15 protein-coding genes are annotated in these 19,210 nt (G+C 31.5%); 2 read left to right on the top strand and 13 right to left on the bottom strand.

The window, feature by feature from the left end; genetic code table 11:
* Nucleotides 1-43 precede the first annotated feature (43 nt).
* From ACWJKE_RS17865 to recQ, 3 genes are all read right to left on the bottom strand, one after another.
* Nucleotides 44-1,660 carry an ABC-F family ATP-binding cassette domain-containing protein gene (locus ACWJKE_RS17865; RefSeq protein ID WP_216303256.1) on the bottom strand — a complete coding sequence of 539 codons (1,617 nt, stop codon included), beginning with the start codon at nt 1,658-1,660 and terminating at the stop codon, nt 44-46.
* A 105-nt stretch (nt 1,661-1,765) separates the two neighbouring features.
* Nucleotides 1,766-2,992, bottom strand: a complete 1,227-nt coding sequence (locus ACWJKE_RS17860) for a DEAD/DEAH box helicase (RefSeq protein WP_462952820.1) — start codon at nt 2,990-2,992, stop codon at nt 1,766-1,768.
* Nucleotides 2,993-3,007: 15 nt separating this feature from the next.
* Nucleotides 3,008-5,179 (bottom strand): DNA helicase RecQ, encoded by a 2,172-nt coding sequence (recQ, locus tag ACWJKE_RS17855; protein WP_216303258.1) that lies wholly within the window; start codon nt 5,177-5,179, stop codon nt 3,008-3,010.
* A 326-nt stretch (nt 5,180-5,505) separates the two neighbouring features.
* On the opposite strand from recQ, the gene ACWJKE_RS17850 reads away from it, so the two are divergent.
* Both ACWJKE_RS17850 and ACWJKE_RS17845 read left to right on the top strand, forming a co-directional pair.
* Complete coding sequence (locus ACWJKE_RS17850) at nt 5,506-5,997, top strand: YajQ family cyclic di-GMP-binding protein (RefSeq protein ID WP_165414514.1); 492 nt, start codon at nt 5,506-5,508, stop codon at nt 5,995-5,997.
* 296 nt (nt 5,998-6,293) lie between these two features.
* Nucleotides 6,294-6,539 carry an AbrB/MazE/SpoVT family DNA-binding domain-containing protein gene (locus ACWJKE_RS17845; RefSeq protein WP_071614011.1) on the top strand — a complete coding sequence of 82 codons (246 nt, stop codon included), beginning with the start codon at nt 6,294-6,296 and terminating at the stop codon, nt 6,537-6,539.
* Between the two features lie 84 nt (nt 6,540-6,623).
* Here ACWJKE_RS17845 and ACWJKE_RS17840 read toward each other — a convergent pair whose 3' ends face one another.
* The 10 genes from ACWJKE_RS17840 to ACWJKE_RS17795 all read right to left on the bottom strand — a co-directional run bounded on the left by ACWJKE_RS17840 (nt 6,624) and on the right by ACWJKE_RS17795 (nt 19,116).
* Nucleotides 6,624-7,040, bottom strand: a complete 417-nt coding sequence (locus ACWJKE_RS17840) for a hypothetical protein (RefSeq protein ID WP_165414641.1) — start codon at nt 7,038-7,040, stop codon at nt 6,624-6,626.
* 733 nt (nt 7,041-7,773) lie between these two features.
* Nucleotides 7,774-10,065, bottom strand: coding sequence for an ATP-dependent DNA helicase (locus tag ACWJKE_RS17835; RefSeq protein ID WP_462954363.1), 2,292 nt, complete (start codon nt 10,063-10,065; stop codon nt 7,774-7,776).
* A 170-nt stretch (nt 10,066-10,235) separates the two neighbouring features.
* Nucleotides 10,236-12,167, bottom strand: a complete 1,932-nt coding sequence (locus tag ACWJKE_RS17830; RefSeq protein ID WP_462959367.1) for an ABC-F family ATP-binding cassette domain-containing protein — start codon at nt 12,165-12,167, stop codon at nt 10,236-10,238.
* 183 nt (nt 12,168-12,350) lie between these two features.
* The gene (locus tag ACWJKE_RS17825) at nt 12,351-12,539 is read right to left on the bottom strand and encodes a hypothetical protein (RefSeq protein WP_165414639.1); all 189 of its coding nucleotides are present in this window, start codon (nt 12,537-12,539) and stop codon (nt 12,351-12,353) included.
* A gap of 60 nt (nt 12,540-12,599) precedes the next feature.
* Nucleotides 12,600-13,565: an ABC transporter ATP-binding protein gene (locus tag ACWJKE_RS17820; protein ID WP_462953656.1), complete on the bottom strand. Its 966-nt coding sequence runs from the start codon at nt 13,563-13,565 to the stop codon at nt 12,600-12,602.
* 42 nt (nt 13,566-13,607) lie between these two features.
* Nucleotides 13,608-14,588 carry an ABC transporter ATP-binding protein gene (locus ACWJKE_RS17815; RefSeq protein WP_220287386.1) on the bottom strand — a complete coding sequence of 327 codons (981 nt, stop codon included), beginning with the start codon at nt 14,586-14,588 and terminating at the stop codon, nt 13,608-13,610.
* A 10-nt stretch (nt 14,589-14,598) separates the two neighbouring features.
* Nucleotides 14,599-15,516 (bottom strand): oligopeptide ABC transporter permease, encoded by a 918-nt coding sequence (gene opp4C / locus ACWJKE_RS17810; protein ID WP_216303262.1) that lies wholly within the window; start codon nt 15,514-15,516, stop codon nt 14,599-14,601.
* A gap of 11 nt (nt 15,517-15,527) precedes the next feature.
* Nucleotides 15,528-16,490, bottom strand: coding sequence for an ABC transporter permease (locus ACWJKE_RS17805; protein ID WP_220287388.1), 963 nt, complete (start codon nt 16,488-16,490; stop codon nt 15,528-15,530).
* Nucleotides 16,491-16,560: 70 nt separating this feature from the next.
* A complete protein-coding gene (locus ACWJKE_RS17800) occupies nt 16,561-18,273 on the bottom strand; it encodes an ABC transporter substrate-binding protein (protein WP_220287390.1) in 1,713 nt (570 codons plus the stop codon).
* A gap of 243 nt (nt 18,274-18,516) precedes the next feature.
* On the bottom strand, nt 18,517-19,116 hold the full coding sequence (locus ACWJKE_RS17795) for a cell division protein ZapA (RefSeq protein ID WP_216303265.1): 600 nt from the start codon (nt 19,114-19,116) through the stop codon (nt 18,517-18,519).
* Between the last annotated feature and the right edge of the window lie 94 nt (nt 19,117-19,210).

The raw sequence follows: 19,210 nt of genomic DNA, 5'->3' as shown, positions 1-19,210 counted from the left end.
AAAAAGAAGCACTCCTAATAATATTATTAGAAGTGCTTCTTTTTTATTTGTACATAAGTTCTAGTTCTTTTTGAACTTCATTATTTTCTATAAATTCATCATAAGTCATTTGTTTATCCATTATCCCCTTAGGTGTAATTTCTATTATTCTAGTTGCAACTGTTGCAACTAGTTGGGAGTCATGAGATGTAAGTAACATTGTTCCAGTATAGCTAGTTAACCCATTGTTTAACGCCGTAATAGACTCTAGGTCTAAATGATTAGTGGGCTCATCAAAAATTAATACATTAGCATTACTAAGCATCATTTTAGAAAGCATGCATCTAACCTTTTCTCCACCGGACAATACGCTGGCTTTTTTAAGGGCCTCTTCTCCAGAGAAAAGCATTCTGCCTAAAAAGCCTCTAATAAAGCTTTCAGCCTTTTCATCTGAATATTGGCGAAGCCAATCAACTAATGTGCAATCTACGCCATTAAAATATTCCGTGTTATCCTTTGGTAAGTAAGCCTTAGAAGTAGTAATTCCCCACTTAACCTCACCACTATCCGGCTCCATTTCACCCATTACTATCTTAAATAATGTAGTTTTAGCTATTTCATCTGCACCTGTAAAAGCAATCTTATCTCCCTTGTTAACTATAAAAGAAACATTATCAAGAAGTATTTCTCCATCCACAGTTTTACTTAGATTTTTAACTGTCAATAAATCATTTCCCGCTTCTCTTTCTGGCTTAAATCCAACAAATGGATATTTACGAGAAGATGGTTTTATATCATCTAAAGTCAATTTATCTAATTGCTTTTTACGAGAAGTAGCCTGTTTTGCTTTAGATGCATTAGAACTAAATCTAGCAATAAAGTTTTGTAATTCAACAATTTTTTCTTCTTTTTTCTTATTTTGATCTTTAGCCATTTGAAGAGCCAACTGACTAGATTCATACCAAAAATCATAATTTCCAACAAATAATTGAATTTTGCTAAAGTCTATATCTGCAACATGAGTACATATTTTATTTAAAAAATGTCTATCATGGGAAACAACTATAACAGTACTATCAAAATTCAGTAGGAAACTTTCAAGCCAATTTTTAGATTTTACATCTAAATTGTTTGTAGGCTCATCTAGTAATAGAATGTCTGGTTTTCCAAATAGTGTTTGAGCAAGGAGTACCTTAACCTTTTCTGATCCTGTTAATTCCTTCATTGTTTTGTTTTGAAGGTCTTCAGTTATTCCAAGTCCCATCAATAGAGTTGAAGCTTCTGATTCAGCTTCCCATCCATTAAGTTCTGCAAATTCGCCTTCTAGTACCGAAGCTCTAATTCCGTCCTCATCAGTAAAATCTGGTTTTGCATATAATTCATCTTTTTCATTCATTATTTCAAACAATCTTACATGCCCCATCATTACAGTTTTGACAACTTCATATTCATCAAATTCAAAATGATCTTGCTTTAAGAATGCTAATCTTTCTCCTGCTGTAATATTAACTTCTCCTGTATTAGGTTCAATTTGACCTGATAATATATTAAGAAACGTTGATTTACCGGCACCGTTCGCACCAATTAATCCATAACAATTACCTGGAGTAAATTTTATATTAACATTATCAAATAATTTACGTGCACCATATCTTAAACTTACGTTATTTGTACTAATCATATCTTTATAAATACCTCCATACATTAAGTAATTTCATTCTAGTCAAAACTACTGACTCATTATACCATACGGAAAGAAACTAGGCCAATGTAATTTATTTCTTTCTTATCTAGTTTTATTAGACTTATTAGTGTTTGATGCTTTGCTATCAGATCTAAAATTATGTTCTATTGACTTTGCTTTAGGTGTGTTTTGTAAATCAATAATTGTTCCCATACGAATATCTTTAGGCAGAATTTCTATATTAAAATCTTTTTCATAGTTTTTAATTAGATCAAGTTCTCTCTCTTCTGTTATAGATAATGCAAAACCATGTTCACCCATTCTTGCCGTTCTACCTACCCTATGTAAATAATCCTTAGGATTCTCTGGTATATCAAGATTAAATATATGTGACACTCCTACTATATCAAGGCCTCTAGCTGCTAAATCAGAAGCAACTAATAGTTGAATTTTTCCTGCATTGAAATCCTCAATAGCTTTTTTTCTATTAAGTTTATCAGAGCTTCCATGAATACCCTCAACCTTTAATCCGTGATAACCAAGCTTTGAAGTTGTAATTTCTACCTCATCACTTTTGTTTATAAATATTATTGCTTTTTCAGGTTTAGTAGCACTTATGAGTTTTCTGAGTAGAACCAGTTTCTCTCTCTTTTCAACTACGAAATACATGTGCTCTATATTAGGATTTACCTGACTTTTATCACCCACTTTAATTACTTCTGGATCCTTCATCAAAGTTTTAGCAATCTCAACAACTTTAAGCGAAATCGTAGCTGAAAATATCATAATTTGTCTATCCCTAAGCGTAGTTTTTATTATGGCCTTTACCCCATCTATGTTATCTTCATCTATCATTCTATCGCCTTCATCTATTACTATAGTCTTAACGAAGTGTGATTTCAGTTTCTTCATAGTTATAAGTTCTAAAATTCTTCCTGCGGATCCAACTATTATATGTGGCTTTTCCTTAAGAGCTTCTAGCTGTCTTTTGATGTTAACATTACCTATTATGGTAGTTGATTTGATGTTGCTATTTGAGTTCTCTGATAGCAATTCTATTTGCTTATGTATTTGCATTGCAAGTTCATGAGTAGGTGCAAGTACAATCGCTTGAATATCCTTTGATGTTGTGTCTATTTTTTGAAATATAGGTAATAAGTAAGCCAGTGTTTTACCTGAACCTGTTTCTGATTCTCCTATAATATCCTTGCCCTCAAGTCCAATTGGTATAGCCTTTACTTGAATTTCTGTAGGGCTCTGTATCCCCTGTTTAATCAAACCTTCTATAAGGTTTTCTTGTAATCCTAGTTCATTAAATAATTTATTCATATTTTCTCCTTTTTTCTAAGAAATCTTATTGTTAGCGTATTTAAATATTGTTGCTTTTATAGCTAAATAATCTATTTCTTCTGGTAATGCTTCTTTGATAGGTCTAAGCTTTGAAGCTCCAATTTTTTCTATAACTTCAATAATAAGCGCTTCCTGATGTTTTGGAATAAAATCATCTAAATTAACATCAAAACCCTCATAAGCACATTTAAATATATGTTCTTGTACTGTGAGGCTTTTTAATTTTCTCTCGTAAATTATGTCCTCTATGCTTTTACCCTCTTTATACATATTATAAGTAATAACATAGCTAGGGATCTTTCCTTCATTTTCGCAAGCTTTTTCTACCGCACATTCAGTTTGAACCTTCTCATCATTTTCATTATATAGTATTTCTGCCTTTAGTTCTATATTGTTTTCCTGCATATATTTTTTTATAACCTGAATGAATTCCTCACCATACTTCTTAAGCTTAGATTCTCCTACCCCTTTAATGTTTAGCATTTCTTTATTATTTACTGGGAAATATTCGCTCATCTCTCTTAACGCGCTATCTGCAAACACAATATAAGGTGGAACTTTTTCCCGGTCTGAAATTTCTTTTCGAAGGGACCTCAATATTTCAAACAAACCAGTATCGCGAGCTACCTTAGCTTTCTTTTTCTCAACCTTTTGATACACTTTTTCTTCATTTTTAAGTACTGCCACTGCTTTATCTTTTAAATGAACCACCGGAAATTGACCATCTGCAAGTGAAAGATATTCTTCTGCCGTAAGCACATTTATGAGGTCTCTTATCTCTTTAACAGTATATTGCTTTATTATCCCATAGGTAGATAACTTATCAAATCCAAGTTCCAAAACTTTTTTATTCTTTGAGCCACGAAGTACTTCTGCAATTAATGAAGTACCATACCTCTCCTTCATCCTAAAGATGCAAGAAAATATTTTTTGTGCCTCTATAGTTATATCTACCAGTTCACTTTCATCATTGCATGTACTGCAATTGTCACATTTATCTTGAACATTTTCTTCGCCAAAATATTCCAAAATAAACTGTCGTAAACATCTTGAAGTATGTGAATAATCCACCATAGCTTGAAGTTTCTTATATTCATTTACCTTCCTTTGAGGTGATACGACACTTTGTTCTATAAAAAATTTTTGAAGTAACACATCTGCTGCAGAAAATAACAGTATACATTCGCTAGGCTCTCCATCTCTGCCTCCACGTCCCGCTTCTTGATAATAAGATTCCATACTCTTTGGCAAATTATAATGAATTACATATCGAACATTTGATTTATCTATTCCCATTCCAAAAGCATTTGTAGCTATAATAATGTTGATATCGTCGTACAAAAACTTTTCTTGGTTTTGTTTTCGCTCTTCATCTCCTAGCCCCGCATGGTATCTTCCAACACTATATCCCTTTTTATTCAAAAGCTCATAGAGATTATTCGTTTCCTTCCTTGTAGAAGTGTATATTATCCCTACTTGGTCTTTATTATCTTGAATGTATTCTAATACAAAATCTCTTTTGTTTTCTCCACGAATAACAGTAAAGCTCAAATTTTCTCTATTAAAACCAGTTACATAAACATCCGGCTCTCTTAATTTTAATAACTTTATAACGTCTAACCTTACTTCCTCTGTTGCAGTAGCTGTAAATGCCGCTATAATTGGTCTTTCTTGTAATTTTTCTATCAAACTAGAAATTGCTGCATAACTGGTTCTAAAATCATGTCCCCATTGAGATACACAATGAGCTTCATCCACTGCTAAAAGCGATATTGTTAATCTATTTAACATATTGCAGAAGAAGTCTGATTCTAACCTTTCTGGGGCAACATAAAGAAGCTTAAACTCCCCAAGCGCTACCTTATCAATTCTTTCATTAACTTCATTAATACTTAATGAGCTATTTATATATGTTGCAGCTATCCCTATACTATTCAATGTATCTACTTGATCCTTCATAAGCGATATAAGTGGTGATATTACGAGTGTTACTCCTTTTAGCATTAGAGCAGGTATCTGGTAACACACCGATTTCCCTGCACCAGTAGGCATTACAGCAAAGGTATCTTTTCCGCTTATTATACTCTCTATTACATTTTCTTGTCCTTTTCTAAAATTATCATATCCATAATACTTTTTTAATTTTTCTTGTGCTTCACGCAACATATATTTCTTCCTCTCATACGTAATAATTTCTTACAATAGTATAACATTATTTTAAAAAATTTGTACCTTTATGGCGACGAACTTTGTATTTGTTTTAATCAAAACATGTATTATTATCTATTTTCGTCAACTTTATGATATTTAAAACATATCAAACATTTGATTTTCATGATTTAATAACATTTCATAAATAAACAAATCGCTATCAAGTTTATAGTTTTTATAATTTTTACTCATTAACTACTGGACATTTTCAAATTATTAATCTACTATTAATTAATAAGATTCTATTAATTAACATAAAAATATATAGGAGGTTTTTAATTATGGCAACTGCACATTCGTTTGACATAGTATCAGATGTCGATATGCAAGAAGTAGACAATGCAATAAACCAAGCATTGAAAGAAGTTAAACAAAGGTATGATTTTAGAAATACTATTACTGAAATTAACCTAGGAAAAGAAGATATTAAAATAATATCTGATGATGATTTTAAATTAAAATCAGTTATAGACGTTCTTGTAAGTAAGTTAATTAAAAGAGGTATATCTGGAAAAGCATTAGATCTAGGTAAACAAGAACCTGCTACATTAGGTTCTGCAAGGCAAACAGCCAAAATTGTAAAAGGTATTTCTACTGAAAAATCGAAAAAAATAATTGCTGAAATTAAATCCAGCAAAATTAAAGTTCAAGCTCAAATTATGGATAATCAGCTAAGGGTTACCGGCAAGGACCTTGACGATCTACAGCAAGTAATGGCTTTAATAAAATCGAAAGATTTTGATATTCCCCTACAATTCACTAATTATAGATAGTTACATTTTTAAAGGTTAGTACCCACTGTACTAACCTTTTTTTATTTACTATCATGATTTACACCAATTACAATCTATTATGAATATTGTAATTATTAAAATTTTATGTATATTGTATAAGATATTATAATAATGTTTAAAATGACAGACCATTATATTTTTTTTGCATAATACGTAAAAGTTTGTTAATTTTTATTATTTTTCTTAAATATTTTCATAAACCTATTGACGTTTTATGTTATTTTTGCTACAATTTAATTATAAATAAGTCGAAAGATGTTTGAGGAGGAAATTAAATGAAATCAACAGGTATTGTAAGAAAAGTGGACGAACTTGGAAGAATTGTTATTCCTATAGAATTGAGAAGAACTTTGGATATAGATATCAAGGACGCTTTAGAAATCTATGTAGATGGTGATCAAATTATTCTTAAAAAATATGAACCAGCTTGTATTTTCTGTCAAAATGCAAGAGACGTTGTAAACTACAAAGGTAAAAATATTTGTAAAGACTGTCTTGCTGAGTTAGGTTCAGGTAAATAATTCAAGATAATTTTTTATTAAATAAAATAGGGCATATAAGCCTAACAATAAAAAAAAGATATCCTTTAAAAGGATATCTTTTTTTTATGTCTTCAACCTAAACTCGCTACAGCACTTTGAGCAAGTTATAATAATTTTACCTTTTCCTCTTGGTAATCTTAATTTTTGTTCACATTTAGGACAGCTAGTTATTATATACTTCTTTTTTTCCTTTAATCTCTCTATAGGTCTATAATTTTTAATTTTAATATTAATTAGTTTAATATTTTGTTTTAAATTATTGATTTTACGATAAAAATGTCTTTCTATATTTTCAAAAACAAATTTTTCATTATTTCTCCCATGTACATTAGTTGACCTACATCTCCAAATTGAATATATAATAAGTGCTGTTCCTAAAATCCATGAATACCTAGCTACTAACAAAAATATTCCTATCAATAAGGTTGCTGTTGAAAATCTATCCCAGCCATAAACTTCTCTAGAAGATTTAACAAACATTTATACTATTCCCCCTATCATTTTCTGAAGTAGATAACAATTATTAATTGTTATCTACTTTAACATGTGTAAGCAGTAAACTAAATATAATAATTTTAATTTAGCACTTTCAGCATTGTTACTCTTATATTATATTCTAGCACTATAAATGCTATATTATTATTAATTTTCTGTAAAAAATACCCCCAAAAACCTTTTAAGCTCCTGTTACTATTACTTATTTAATTAATAGTATAGGAAATCGTCAACCTATATAGCTAACTAACCTATAGAGAGAATACGATATAAGTAAAATATAAAACTAGTTAGAATTAATATTTTACAAAAATGTTATAACATCACTGATAAATCACTAAATGAAAATGTAAATTTCATTATATTTTGTCGAATATATTTATCTATTTTCATTTTTAATCAGCTTATATTAAACTTTTAAAAATCCCATTGACTATATGTGTAATACATGTTAATCTTAGAGTAAGAAATAAGTCGAAATATACCGTTTATATATAGGAAACTTATTTTGATATAATCCCTTTAAAATTAAATACCCCCAACTATAAAAAGGAAAATATTTTATGTAGATGTATCTGTAGCGGTTATTATTAAATTAGTTTCCTTTTTTATCCCCCCACAGTATCTTATAAATAGACTTTAATTATTTGTATATAAAAAACTTGAGCAAATGCTCAAGTTTTTTTATTTTCTTAGATAATATTATTTTTACAATTCCTTATTCCCAAAATTCACAAATCTCTTTTTTAGCATGAGTGCTATTATTTATTATATGATAATTGTCCCATTCCTTTGGGAAAAGTCGTCTATACCTTTGGTTAAGGAATCTATCATCTATTAACAGCGCGATCCCACTATCTTCCTCTGTTCTAATTACCCTTCCCGCCGCCTGTAGTACTTTATTCATACCTGGGTACATATAAGAATATTCATAGCCACAATTGCTTTTATTATTAAAGTATTCTTTAATAATTTCCCGTTCAAAGCAAATCATAGGATGACCTACACCGATGATTATAACACCAATTAATGCATCACCTTTTAAATCAATACCTTCAGAAAATATACCACCTAAAACTCCAAAACCTAAAATATTCTCATCACTCGAACTACTAAAGTTTTGCAAAAATTCTTCCCTGGCATCTTCAGTCATAGAATTGGTTTGGATACTTACTTTGATATGTGGATACTTTTGCGTAAAACTATTACACACTTCCTCCATATATTTATATGAAGGAAAAAATACCATATAATTTCCATTCTTAGCACTTATTACAGAATATATGTACTCTACTATCTTTAGGTAACTATTTTCTCTATATTTATATTTAGTAGAAATGTCCTTAGCTACCATTACCCTAAGCTTACTTTTGTCAAAGGGAGAATTCAGCGTTAAATGGTAATCCTTACTTTCTCCACCCAAAATCTCTTTAAAGTATACTAATGGTAGTAGCGTTGCAGAGAAGTATATCACTGATTGACCTCTTTTTGACGCCTCGCTTAAAAGCTTAGATGGATCCAAGCAAAATATTTTTAATACTACGTCATCTAACCCACTTTCTACATAGGTTATATATTTATCATCATAAAGTTCAGCTACCCGAATAAAACTCAAAGAGTTAAAATACAATTCTAAAAAACTATCATATGTTTCAGATTTTTCATTTTTCGTGAGCCATTTTTCTAATATTTTAGTAAGCCTCGTAAGGAGGTTATATACATCCACTGGTTCAGCATTTTGTTTGTAATATCCATCTTCATTACACATTTTCTTCATGCTGTTGATAAGAGCATTTAACTTATTCAAAACTTTGTACATTTGATCGTCAAGACCTTTTATATCTTTTTTCAATTGCATAATCAATTTTTTACTAATTTGCGCTGAAAACATTTCTCTAGCTCTATCCACTAAGTTATGAGCCTCATCAACCAAAAAAGTATATTCCCCACCGTTATCAGTAAAGAATCTTTTTAAGTAAACCCTAGGATCAAATACATAATTATAATCGCATATAACGCTGTCAGCCCACACAGTTAAATCCAATGAAAACTCAAATGGACATACGTTATATTTATTTGAGTATATCTCAATTATTTCTCTGCTAAATGTATTTTCATTTTTCAGAATATCAAGTAGCGCTTCATTAACTCTATCAAAATGTCCTTTTGCAAATTTACATTGCTGCGGATTACATGCACTACCTTTACTAAGACATACTTTATCCTTTGCTGTTAGTGTAATCGTCTTAAATTTAAGTCCATTTGATTTCATTTTATCAAAGGCATCCTCTGCAACTCGTCTTGTTATAGTTTTGGCTGTTAGGTAAAAAATCTTTGTGGTATGCCCTTCTCCCATAGCTTTAACCACCGGAAACAAAGTAGATATAGTTTTACCTATTCCTGTGGGGGCTTGCACAAACATTTTCTTTTTCTCTACTACTGTTTTATATACGCAGACAGCTAGTTCCCTTTGACCGTCCCTATAATTTTCAAACGGAAACAACAACTCTTTTATAGTACTATCTCTTTCCTTATTCCACTCACTAGCAATATTTGCCCATACAAAATAGCTAGAGATAATTTCATCAAAAAATTCTTGTAGTTTTTCAATTGAAAAAGCTTTGATAAACTGCTTAGTTTTTTGCGTATCTATTTCATAATAGGTTAATTGAACATTAATAAGCCCAAGATTATTTTGAATCCCATATATATATGCATAACATTTGGCTTGAGCCCAGTGAAGACTATTATAATCTTCCTTAATAAGTTCTATATCCTTAGCAACTGTTTTAATTTCATCTATGGTAACTTTATTATTTTTGATTAGAATACCATCAGCACGCCCCTCAATTATAATCGAGGCCCCATTATATAGTATACTGTGTTTTAAACTTACCTCAGCGCGATATTCTTCTCCAAGTAATACCGAATACTTTTCTTTATTCTCACTTTGAATTTTTTGATGTGCTTTGGTTCCCTCTACAGCTCTGCTACTCCCCATAAACCTCATATCTAAATCGCCAGCCCTTAGTACAAACTCTACTAAGTTACGCACAGATATTTTTATATCTCTATTTTTATCCACAGACCATACCTTCTTTATTAAATAAACTTATCACTCATAAATTTTCAATAACATTTCAGAAACAAAATCACCCACTTGTATAAGTGGGTGATGATTTAATTGTTTTTCTGCTGCTCTATTTTCTCAACTAATTCATTTAAATATGTCCATCGCACCATTAGCTGTTCAGCTTCAACTCCAATATTCTTTTGCTGCTTAACTAGTTTCTGCAAATATTCAAAATCACTACTTCCATCATTGATTTTTTTATTAATATCCACAAGTTCTGCTTCCTTTTGCTCAATTTCACCGTCGATTTCATCAAATTCTTTCTGCTCTTTAAATGTAATTTTCAAAAGCTTCTCTTCTTTAATTGCCTCATCTTTACTGCTTGCAACCTCTTCATTTACATCTTTTTTGTCTTCTTTATCTACTTCTAGTAAATTCGGATTTTTTTCTATATATTCTTTATACTCAGAATAATTACCTACAAATTGAATTATCTTTTCATTTCCCTCAAAACTGAATATTTTGTCAGATACTCTATCTAAAAAGTATCTATCATGAGATACAGTTATAACCACACCACTAAACCCATCTAAATAATCTTCGAGTACTGCTAGAGTTTGAATATCAAAGTCATTAGTTGGCTCATCTAAAAATAGTACATTTGGAGCTTCCATAAGAATCCTTAATAAATATAGTCTTCGTTTTTCTCCACCGGATAAACTAGAAATAAATGAATGCTTAGTAGTTCCATCAAATAAGAATCTCTCAAGCATTTGAGAAGCTGTAACCTGTTCTCCATCGCCTGTAGTTATATATTCTGCACCTTCTCGAATGTACTCTATAGCACGTAGCTTTTCGTTCATCTCACCATTTTCTTGATGGAAAAAGCCAATTTTCAATGTTTCTCCCCAATCTATTACCCCTGAATCTGGGCTTAATACTCCACTTAAAATATTCATAAGCGTAGATTTCCCCATACCATTAGGTCCTATAATACCTACTTTATCTCTCCTAGTAAAAGTATGACTAAAATTACTAATTAATTTTTTATCACCATATGCTTTATATATGTTCTCTACATTCATAATCTTTTTACCAAGTCTAGTAGATGCCGAGGATAATTCTAACTTTTCGTTTGTTACATCAACTTTTCCATCGCGAAGCTCATCAAAACGGTCAATTCTCGCCTTTTGCTTAGTACTTCTAGCTTTAGCCCCACGTCTTATCCAAGCTAGTTCCTTTTTAAATAAACTCTCTCTTTTTTTCTCTATTGTATCCATTAAAGCCATTCTTTCAACTTTCTTTTCCAAAAACACACTATAATTCCCCTGATAACTATATAGATTACCCTTATCAAGCTCAATAATTTTATTTGTTATTCTATCTAAAAAATACCTATCATGAGTAATCATAAGTAGTGCACCTTTTCTACTATTTAAAAATTTCTCAAGCCAATCTATTATTTTATTATCCATATGATTTGTAGGCTCATCCAAAATTAATAAATCTGAGGGAGTAATTAGAGCACTACACAAAGCGACTCTTTTTCTTTGTCCACCTGAAAGGTTGCCTATTCGCTGCTTAAAATCGGTTATTCCAAGCTTTGTAAGTATTATTTTAGCTTCATTTTGAACTTCCCATCCGTTACATGCGTCCATCTTAGTGTTAAGGTTCATTAAAGTATTTTGAACGGATTCATCTTCTGGATTTTCCTCCATTTTCTCCATAGCTACTTCATATTCTCTTATAACCTTCATAACATCAGTTTCACTTTTAAAAATTTGCTCAAGCACTGTAGCTTCTGGGTCAAATTTAGGATTTTGAGATAAATATTCTATATTCACTTTGTTTCCCTTTAAAATTCTTCCCCCATCAGGAACTTCAAAGCCAGCTATTATTTTTAAAAAAGTTGATTTTCCTGTTCCATTAACTCCTATTAATCCAATTTTATCGCCATCACTTATACCTAATGACACTTTATTAATGAGTATTTTTTCACTATAACTTTTACTCATTTCTTCTATTGTTAACAAATTCATATACATACCATCCTTTTCATGTTCTAACATTAGGGGCATGAGATTAAATGTCCCTACACTTCAATTATACCCAAATAAGCACCCAAGTGATAGTGCAAATTCATCTTCGACAAATTTTTCATTATCTCTAGGGTGTATTTTTAAACAAATATACATTTTTTTACAACTACTAGTTGACTATTATTAACTTCTGATCCATACTTTCATTACAATAAATAACAACAAACTCATGACTAATGCAGCTCCCATAACTATTGGCATAAATATCTGAAATTGTGCTATAACAATGGCTACAATGTCCTTCCATCCTACACCTTCATCACAATTCAAATCACTATCCTTTATTCTTTCTAGTTCTCTTTCCTGTCTCATATATTCCCCCCTTACTTTGGAAATTCAATATACTATCCTTTTATGCTACCAATCATTACCTTACAGCAAGTGGCAAGCTACAAAATGTTTACTGCCTACATCTTTATACTGTGGACATTCATTTTTGCATCTTTCCACAGCATATTGACATCGGGTATGAAATTTACAGCCAGAGGGTGGATTTGCCGGACTTGGTATGTCTCCCTTAAGAATAATTCTTTCTCTCTTTAATGTTGGATCTGGTAGAGGCACTGCCGATAACAATGCCTTCGTATATGGATGAAGAGGATTATTATACAATTCATTTTTTGATGCTAATTCCACCAAAGATCCTAGGTACATAACCCCTATTCTATGACTAATATGTTTTACTACACTTAAATCATGCGAAATAAATAAATATGAAAACCCCATTTTTTCTTGAAGATCACACATTAAATTAACTATTTGAGATTGAATGGACACATCTAGTGCTGATACAGGTTCATCAGCAACTATAAATTCAGGATTTAATATAAGAGCTCTTGCTATTCCTATTCTCTGCCTTTGCCCACCTGAAAATTCATGTGGGTATCTTCTTATGTGATAAGGTGCAAGCCCACAAATCTCAAGCACCTCTTGAACTCTACCAGCAATTTCGCTTTTAGGCAATAACTCATGATCTATTAGCGATTCTCCAACTATTTGCCCTATAGTAAGTCTTGGATTAAGAGAACTATATGGATCTTGAAAAATTATTTGCATTTTAGGTCTCATCTTTCTTAAATCTTTTTTCGATAAATCAAATACATTTTGATTTTTAAAATAAACATTGCCTTCTGTTTTGTTTATAAGCCTTAACATAGTTCTACCAACTGTAGTTTTCCCACATCCTGATTCACCCACTAGGCCCAAGGTTTCACCTTTATTTATATATAGAGATACCCCATCTACAGCTTTAACATAACCTACAGTCTTTTTAAGTATTCCACCCTGAATAGGAAAATATGTTTTTAAATTCTCTACTCTAACTATTTCATCGTGCACTTACTTCCCCTCCTTGCATCGCTTCATAGTACAAAATATTTATTAGTTGTTTTGCTCCTCATATAAAAAGCAGGCTACCTTATGTCCTTGCCTTATCTCGTAAGTAGGTGGTTGCTTCTTTCTACAAATATCCATAGCTTTCGGGCATCTTGCACAAAAATAACATTCTTCTGGCATATTAATTGGGTTTGGAACCTGTCCGGGTATTGAGTATAATCTATCTACATCTTTATCCAGTGAAGGTTTAGATTTCATTAAGCCTTCAGTATATGGATGCATTGGATTTTTAAATAACTCAATTACAGGTGCTTCTTCAATAACCTTACCAGCATACATTACTACTACATATTCTGCCATTTCAGCAATTACTCCAAGATCATGAGTTATTAGCATTATTGAAGTATTAAGCTTTTTCTTTAGATCCTTCATAATATCAAGTATTTGCGCTTGAATTGTTACATCTAATGCAGTAGTTGGCTCATCTGCTATTAAAAGCTTTGGATTACAAGACACAGCCATTGCAATCATTGCCCTTTGGCGCATACCTCCACTAAGCTCATGAGGGTAACACTTCACTATGTCCTCAGCTCTTGGCACTCCAACTAGCTTTAACATATCTACTGCTTTTTCCCTAGCCTTAACTTTATTTAACTTTTGATGGAGCATTATTACTTCTTCTATTTGATACCCTATAGTGAATATAGGATTTAATGAAGTCATAGGCTCTTGAAATATTACTGCTATGTCATTCCCCCTTATTTTTCTTATTTCATCGCCTTTAAGTTCTAAAATATTTTTATTTTCAAACAGAATTTCGCCTCCAACTATTTTTCCGGGTGGTGACGGAATTAATCTCATTATTGACATTGCCGTAACGCTTTTACCACAACCCGATTCTCCAACTACACCTATTATTTCACCTTTTCTAATATTAAAACTAACATCATCAACAGCTTTCACAATTCCATCTTCTGTGTAAAAATATGTTTTCAAATTTTTTATCTCCACTAAATTTTTACTCATAATACACCTCCTAAACCTTTAGTTTGGGATCGATGGCGTCGCGAAGTCCATCTCCAAATAAATTTATACCCATTACCGTTAAGAAAATGCATATGCCAGGAGGCGCCCAAATCCAAGGTTTGAATTGTAATATATATGCATTATTAACTGCCTGGACCATTTGACCCCAAGACGGCGTAGGGGGAGTAACTCCAAGTCCTAGAAAACTTAATGCTGATTCCGTTAGAATTGCACCACCTATACCTAAAGTAGCTGAAACTATAATAGACGCATAGGTATTTGGTAGTAGATGACTAAATATTTTCCTTCTATCCTTAAGTCCTAAAGCTTCTGCTGCCTGCATAAATTCCTGTTCCCTAAGCGATAGTATTTGTCCTCGAACAATACGGCAAAGGCTTGGCCATCCAAGTAATCCTATAATAAACATAACTACGTACATCCTATACTGTGGGGCAACATTTAAATCTGACATTACAGCTGCCAGCATTATTAGTAGTGGCAAACTTGGAAAGCATAAGAATATATCAACTATCCTCATTATTACACTATCCACTGTTCCACCATAAAAGCCTGCTATTCCTCCTAACATACTTCCAATTAGTACTTCAACAAATACAGCGAGCACTCCTACTGACAGAGATATTCTGCCCCCATACATCACTCTTACTAAAACATCTCTTCCCACATCATCGGTACCCAAAAGATGTTTAAAAGAAGGTGAAGATGATACATTGTATAAATCTATAGTTTCCATTTTATAAGGTGATATTAATGGACCAATTAATGCCATAATCACCATAAACAACAGTATATACATTCCAAATATAGCTAGTTTATTCTTTTTTAACCGTTTTCTTATTATCTTCCAAGGGCTTAAAATTTCTTCTTTTTTAATTTGCTTCACTTTTGGTTTTACTTCTGCTTGCATTTTAACACCTCCTATTTAAGCCTTATTCTCGGATCAACTACGGCATAAGTAACATCTGCAATTAGATTCCCAACCAAAGTTAACACTGCAAATAAGATATTTATTCCCATGAGCAGTGGATAATCACGTCCACTTACTGCAGCAATTTCTATAGGTCCTATGCCAGGCCACCCAAAAATGCTTTCTGTAATAAACGCTCCAGAAAATAATAAAGGAAGCCAAAATCCCAGTAAAGTAATAACAGGAATCATTCCATTTCTAAGAGCATGTTTATATATAACCACTTTTTCTTTAAGTCCTTTAGCTCTAGCTGTTCTTATATAATCCTGCCTTATTACCTCTAGCATACTTGATCTTGTGTATCTCATAAGACCTGCCACACTACTTAAAGTAAGTACAATTAGCGGTAGTATCATATGACGAGCTACATCTAAACCATAGGAAATGCCTGCTACTGTACTTCCAGCCGTGCTCATTCCAGAAACCGGAAGTATTTTAAGGTCTACAGCAAAAACTTTTATAAGAAGCATACCAAAAAAGAATGAGGGCATAGAAATACCTATCAGGGCAAACACGGTGAAAAATCCATCAAATTTTGAGTACTGCTTAGTTGCAGAAACCACTCCGATTGGAATTGAGATTAATACACTTAGTATTAATGAGAGTATAGCTAGGTAAAATGTATTCCAAATATATGTGTTCATAACCTTTCCTACTGGCTGTTTAAAGTTAGTAGATTCGCCAAAATCCCCATGAAGTACTCCTCCAGCCCATCTAAGATACTGCTTATACGCCGGTAGATCTAGTCCCATTTGATGTCTTAATTCTTGCTTTCTTTCTGGTGTTAAATGTGGATCCATTTTACCTGTTAATGCATCACCTGGTGCCAACTGCAATATTAAAAATATTACTATAGATACCCCTATTAAAACTGGTATCATTTGCAGTAATCTTCTAGTTATATACTGCCTCATGACAATCCCCCTTTATAAACTATGCTTGGTAACCCCAAGCATAGCAAAATATAATTAAAGCATCATTTACCTATTTAGCTTTAGGTTCAATCAATTCTGCATCTGCAATTTGATAAGTAAAATTAACATATGGAGAGATGTTTATACCTTTAACTCTTGAACTTACAGCCCACATCATTTTACATTGATCTAACAAAACATATGGAGCTTCCTCTGTGAAAAGTTTTAACCACTTTTGATATAATACCTTTCTTTCTTTTACATCCGTAGTCTTAAGAGCATCTGCCATTAATTTTTCACTTTCTTTATTTACCCAATTTCCTGGATTGAATCCACCGAGCTCTGCTTGCTTTTCTGAGAATAATCCTGATGGATCTGGATCAATACTTAAAGTCCAAGACATATTATACATATCAAATTTTTGTTCATCAAAAACCTTTGTACACATAGTCTTGAATTCCATTAATTCAGGAATAACATCTATTCCTATGGCCTTCCAATTCTCCTTTACTATTGGAATTAACAATTCTACGTATTTACTTCCTTGATAAGTCATCCAATGGATTTGAAACTTTTTACCATCCTTATATCTAAATCCATCTTCCTTTTTAATCCAACCTGCTGCTTCTAATAATTTATTTGCTTTTTCAGGATTATATTCATATTTATTTATGTCATCAGTATATGCCCAAGATACTTGTGATACTGGTGCATTACAAACATCAGCATATCCTTTATATCTAGCATCTATAAATCCTTTTCTATTTAAACCATAAGTAAGTGCTTGCCGTACCCTTTCATCTTTTAATTTTTCATCTTTAAGATTTAACCCTATATATCCATATCCATTATCCGGAAAAAGTTGCATATCTATGAATCCTGCACTTTTAAGCATTTGGATATTTTCTGGTTCAGTTGCAATTCTATCAATATCTACTTCACCAGCGGAAAGTGATTGAATATTGGTTTGAGCATTAGTAACTTTTAATATTAACTTATTAATCTTAGCTTCACCCTTCCAATAACTAGGGTTTTTCTCAAAGTCAGCTTCTTGACCTGCCTTATATGCTTTAAATATATATGGACCACTGCCCATCGGTTTTAAGAATGTTTTTTTTAATTTATCTATATTACCTTTTTCAAATGCATAATAACTCTTGCACATAATTCCATAAATAAAATCAGAACTTAGAGCTGGTGATTTAACATCTGTTAATGTAAATGAAATTGTATTGTCATCTATAACCTTTATGCCTTTAACAGTTTTAGCATCACCTTTATTGTATTCCTTATACCCAACCAATTTATCTACAGCGTCTGTTCTGGGTCCATCATACTTTGGGTCACAAATAGCTGTATAAGTAAATTCCACGTCCTTTGCAGTTAATTCTTCTCCATTGCTAAATTTAATGCCTTTGTTTAAATGGAAGGTATAGGTTTTGCTATCCTTTGAAATCTCCCATTTCTTAGCTACTTTTTCTACAGGATTTCCTTTCGCATCATTTGTCAATAACCCTTCAAAAACTAATTGAGCAACATAACCATCATCTACTGAACTTTCATATATGGGATTAAATTTTCCTTCTGGTGCTGTAAATCCAACAATTAAAGTATCTTTTCTGTTTTTTGCTGTTTGTGGCACTTTTTCTGGATTTACAGCCGCTATAACTTCTGATCCTTTTAAATCCTTCGCTGCTCTCCCAACATCACTTTTACCACAACCCGATAATACTAGAGCCATTGACATTGCTAAACTTAAACATCCAGCAATTCTTCTTTTCATTGTTTTCCCCCCTTTTTTTATAAACAATTTGATATAACTTAATAATTGTTGTTAATATAACAGTCTTTAATTTCGCTATCAATATAATTATATGTTTCATGAGCATTTTAATATTACACTTTATCAACTTAAAGTCATTATAATAAAAAATAGACTCACAATTATTTTAAAAATTGTGAGCCTTTTGTAAATATATTTCTCGTCCATTAAAAAAATCGCCTTTCGGCGACAATTAAATAATTTTTATTTTTTATGTGAAGCTAAAAGTGGATTATTAATTTTCTTTTGTTTAGCTAAACTAATTTGGTATTCTATCAACTTATTTTGTGAATCGATTATTTTGTACTTATAAGATTGAAGCTTAAATCTCATTTCTTTATTTTCTGTTTTTGTTCTTCTATTTTCTTCGATACAACTTTTACTAGTCACTTGCATCACATCTAATTGTTGTTGCATCTCTATATTTTCTTGCTCTAATGTTTTTACATATTCAGTTTTTTCTGTGTTTTTACACTTGTTAAGTAATTCTTGATTATAGTCTTCCAAATGATTTAACTGTTTTTTTAAACCTTCTAACTGCTCAGTCAATTCATTATCATGTTTTTCTAAAGATTCACCCTTACTCAAAAGTTCCTTGCAAAGTGACTTACTTTTAAACATATCATCACCTAAATTTAAAGCAGTTAAAATTGCTGCTGAGGAAGTACTAAGCTTTTCATTATTACTCATTATATTTTTTATTTTTTTATCAACATAACTAGCTACCATATGTAAATATTCTTCTCTTTCATCACCTTTTAAATTATATTCAACACCGTTTATCTTTATTGTTACAACGTTCATCTAAAACACCCTCTTAGACAGATTAGTTAAACTTATTGTACCACAATATAACTTTTAATAAAACCAATTTTTTCAAATTATGCATACAATTAAT

This window comes from Clostridium sp. CM036 (assembly GCF_055081135.1).
The sequence above is the reverse complement of the archived record's forward strand: the minus strand, read 5'-3'. Positions and strand labels throughout refer to the sequence as shown.

Excerpts from the sequence above, each read along its gene's own strand:
- ACWJKE_RS17865 (WP_216303256.1), bottom strand. The coding sequence starts at position 1,660 with ATGATTAGTACAAATAACGTAAGTTTAAGATATGGTGCACGTAAATTA.
- ACWJKE_RS17860 (WP_462952820.1), bottom strand. The coding sequence starts at position 2,992 with ATGAATAAATTATTTAATGAACTAGGATTACAAGAAAACCTTATAGAA.
- recQ (WP_216303258.1), bottom strand. The coding sequence starts at position 5,179 with ATGTTGCGTGAAGCACAAGAAAAATTAAAAAAGTATTATGGATATGAT.
- ACWJKE_RS17850 (WP_165414514.1), top strand. The coding sequence starts at position 5,506 with ATGGCAACTGCACATTCGTTTGACATAGTATCAGATGTCGATATGCAA.
- ACWJKE_RS17845 (WP_071614011.1), top strand. The coding sequence starts at position 6,294 with ATGAAATCAACAGGTATTGTAAGAAAAGTGGACGAACTTGGAAGAATT.
- ACWJKE_RS17840 (WP_165414641.1), bottom strand. The coding sequence starts at position 7,040 with ATGTTTGTTAAATCTTCTAGAGAAGTTTATGGCTGGGATAGATTTTCA.
- ACWJKE_RS17835 (WP_462954363.1), bottom strand. The coding sequence starts at position 10,065 with ATGAGGTTTATGGGGAGTAGCAGAGCTGTAGAGGGAACCAAAGCACAT.
- ACWJKE_RS17830 (WP_462959367.1), bottom strand. The coding sequence starts at position 12,167 with ATGAATTTGTTAACAATAGAAGAAATGAGTAAAAGTTATAGTGAAAAA.
- ACWJKE_RS17825 (WP_165414639.1), bottom strand. The coding sequence starts at position 12,539 with ATGAGACAGGAAAGAGAACTAGAAAGAATAAAGGATAGTGATTTGAAT.
- ACWJKE_RS17815 (WP_220287386.1), bottom strand. The coding sequence starts at position 14,588 with ATGAGTAAAAATTTAGTGGAGATAAAAAATTTGAAAACATATTTTTAC.
- opp4C (WP_216303262.1), bottom strand. The coding sequence starts at position 15,516 with ATGCAAGCAGAAGTAAAACCAAAAGTGAAGCAAATTAAAAAAGAAGAA.
- ACWJKE_RS17805 (WP_220287388.1), bottom strand. The coding sequence starts at position 16,490 with ATGAGGCAGTATATAACTAGAAGATTACTGCAAATGATACCAGTTTTA.
- ACWJKE_RS17800 (WP_220287390.1), bottom strand. The coding sequence starts at position 18,273 with ATGAAAAGAAGAATTGCTGGATGTTTAAGTTTAGCAATGTCAATGGCT.
- ACWJKE_RS17795 (WP_216303265.1), bottom strand. The coding sequence starts at position 19,116 with ATGAACGTTGTAACAATAAAGATAAACGGTGTTGAATATAATTTAAAA.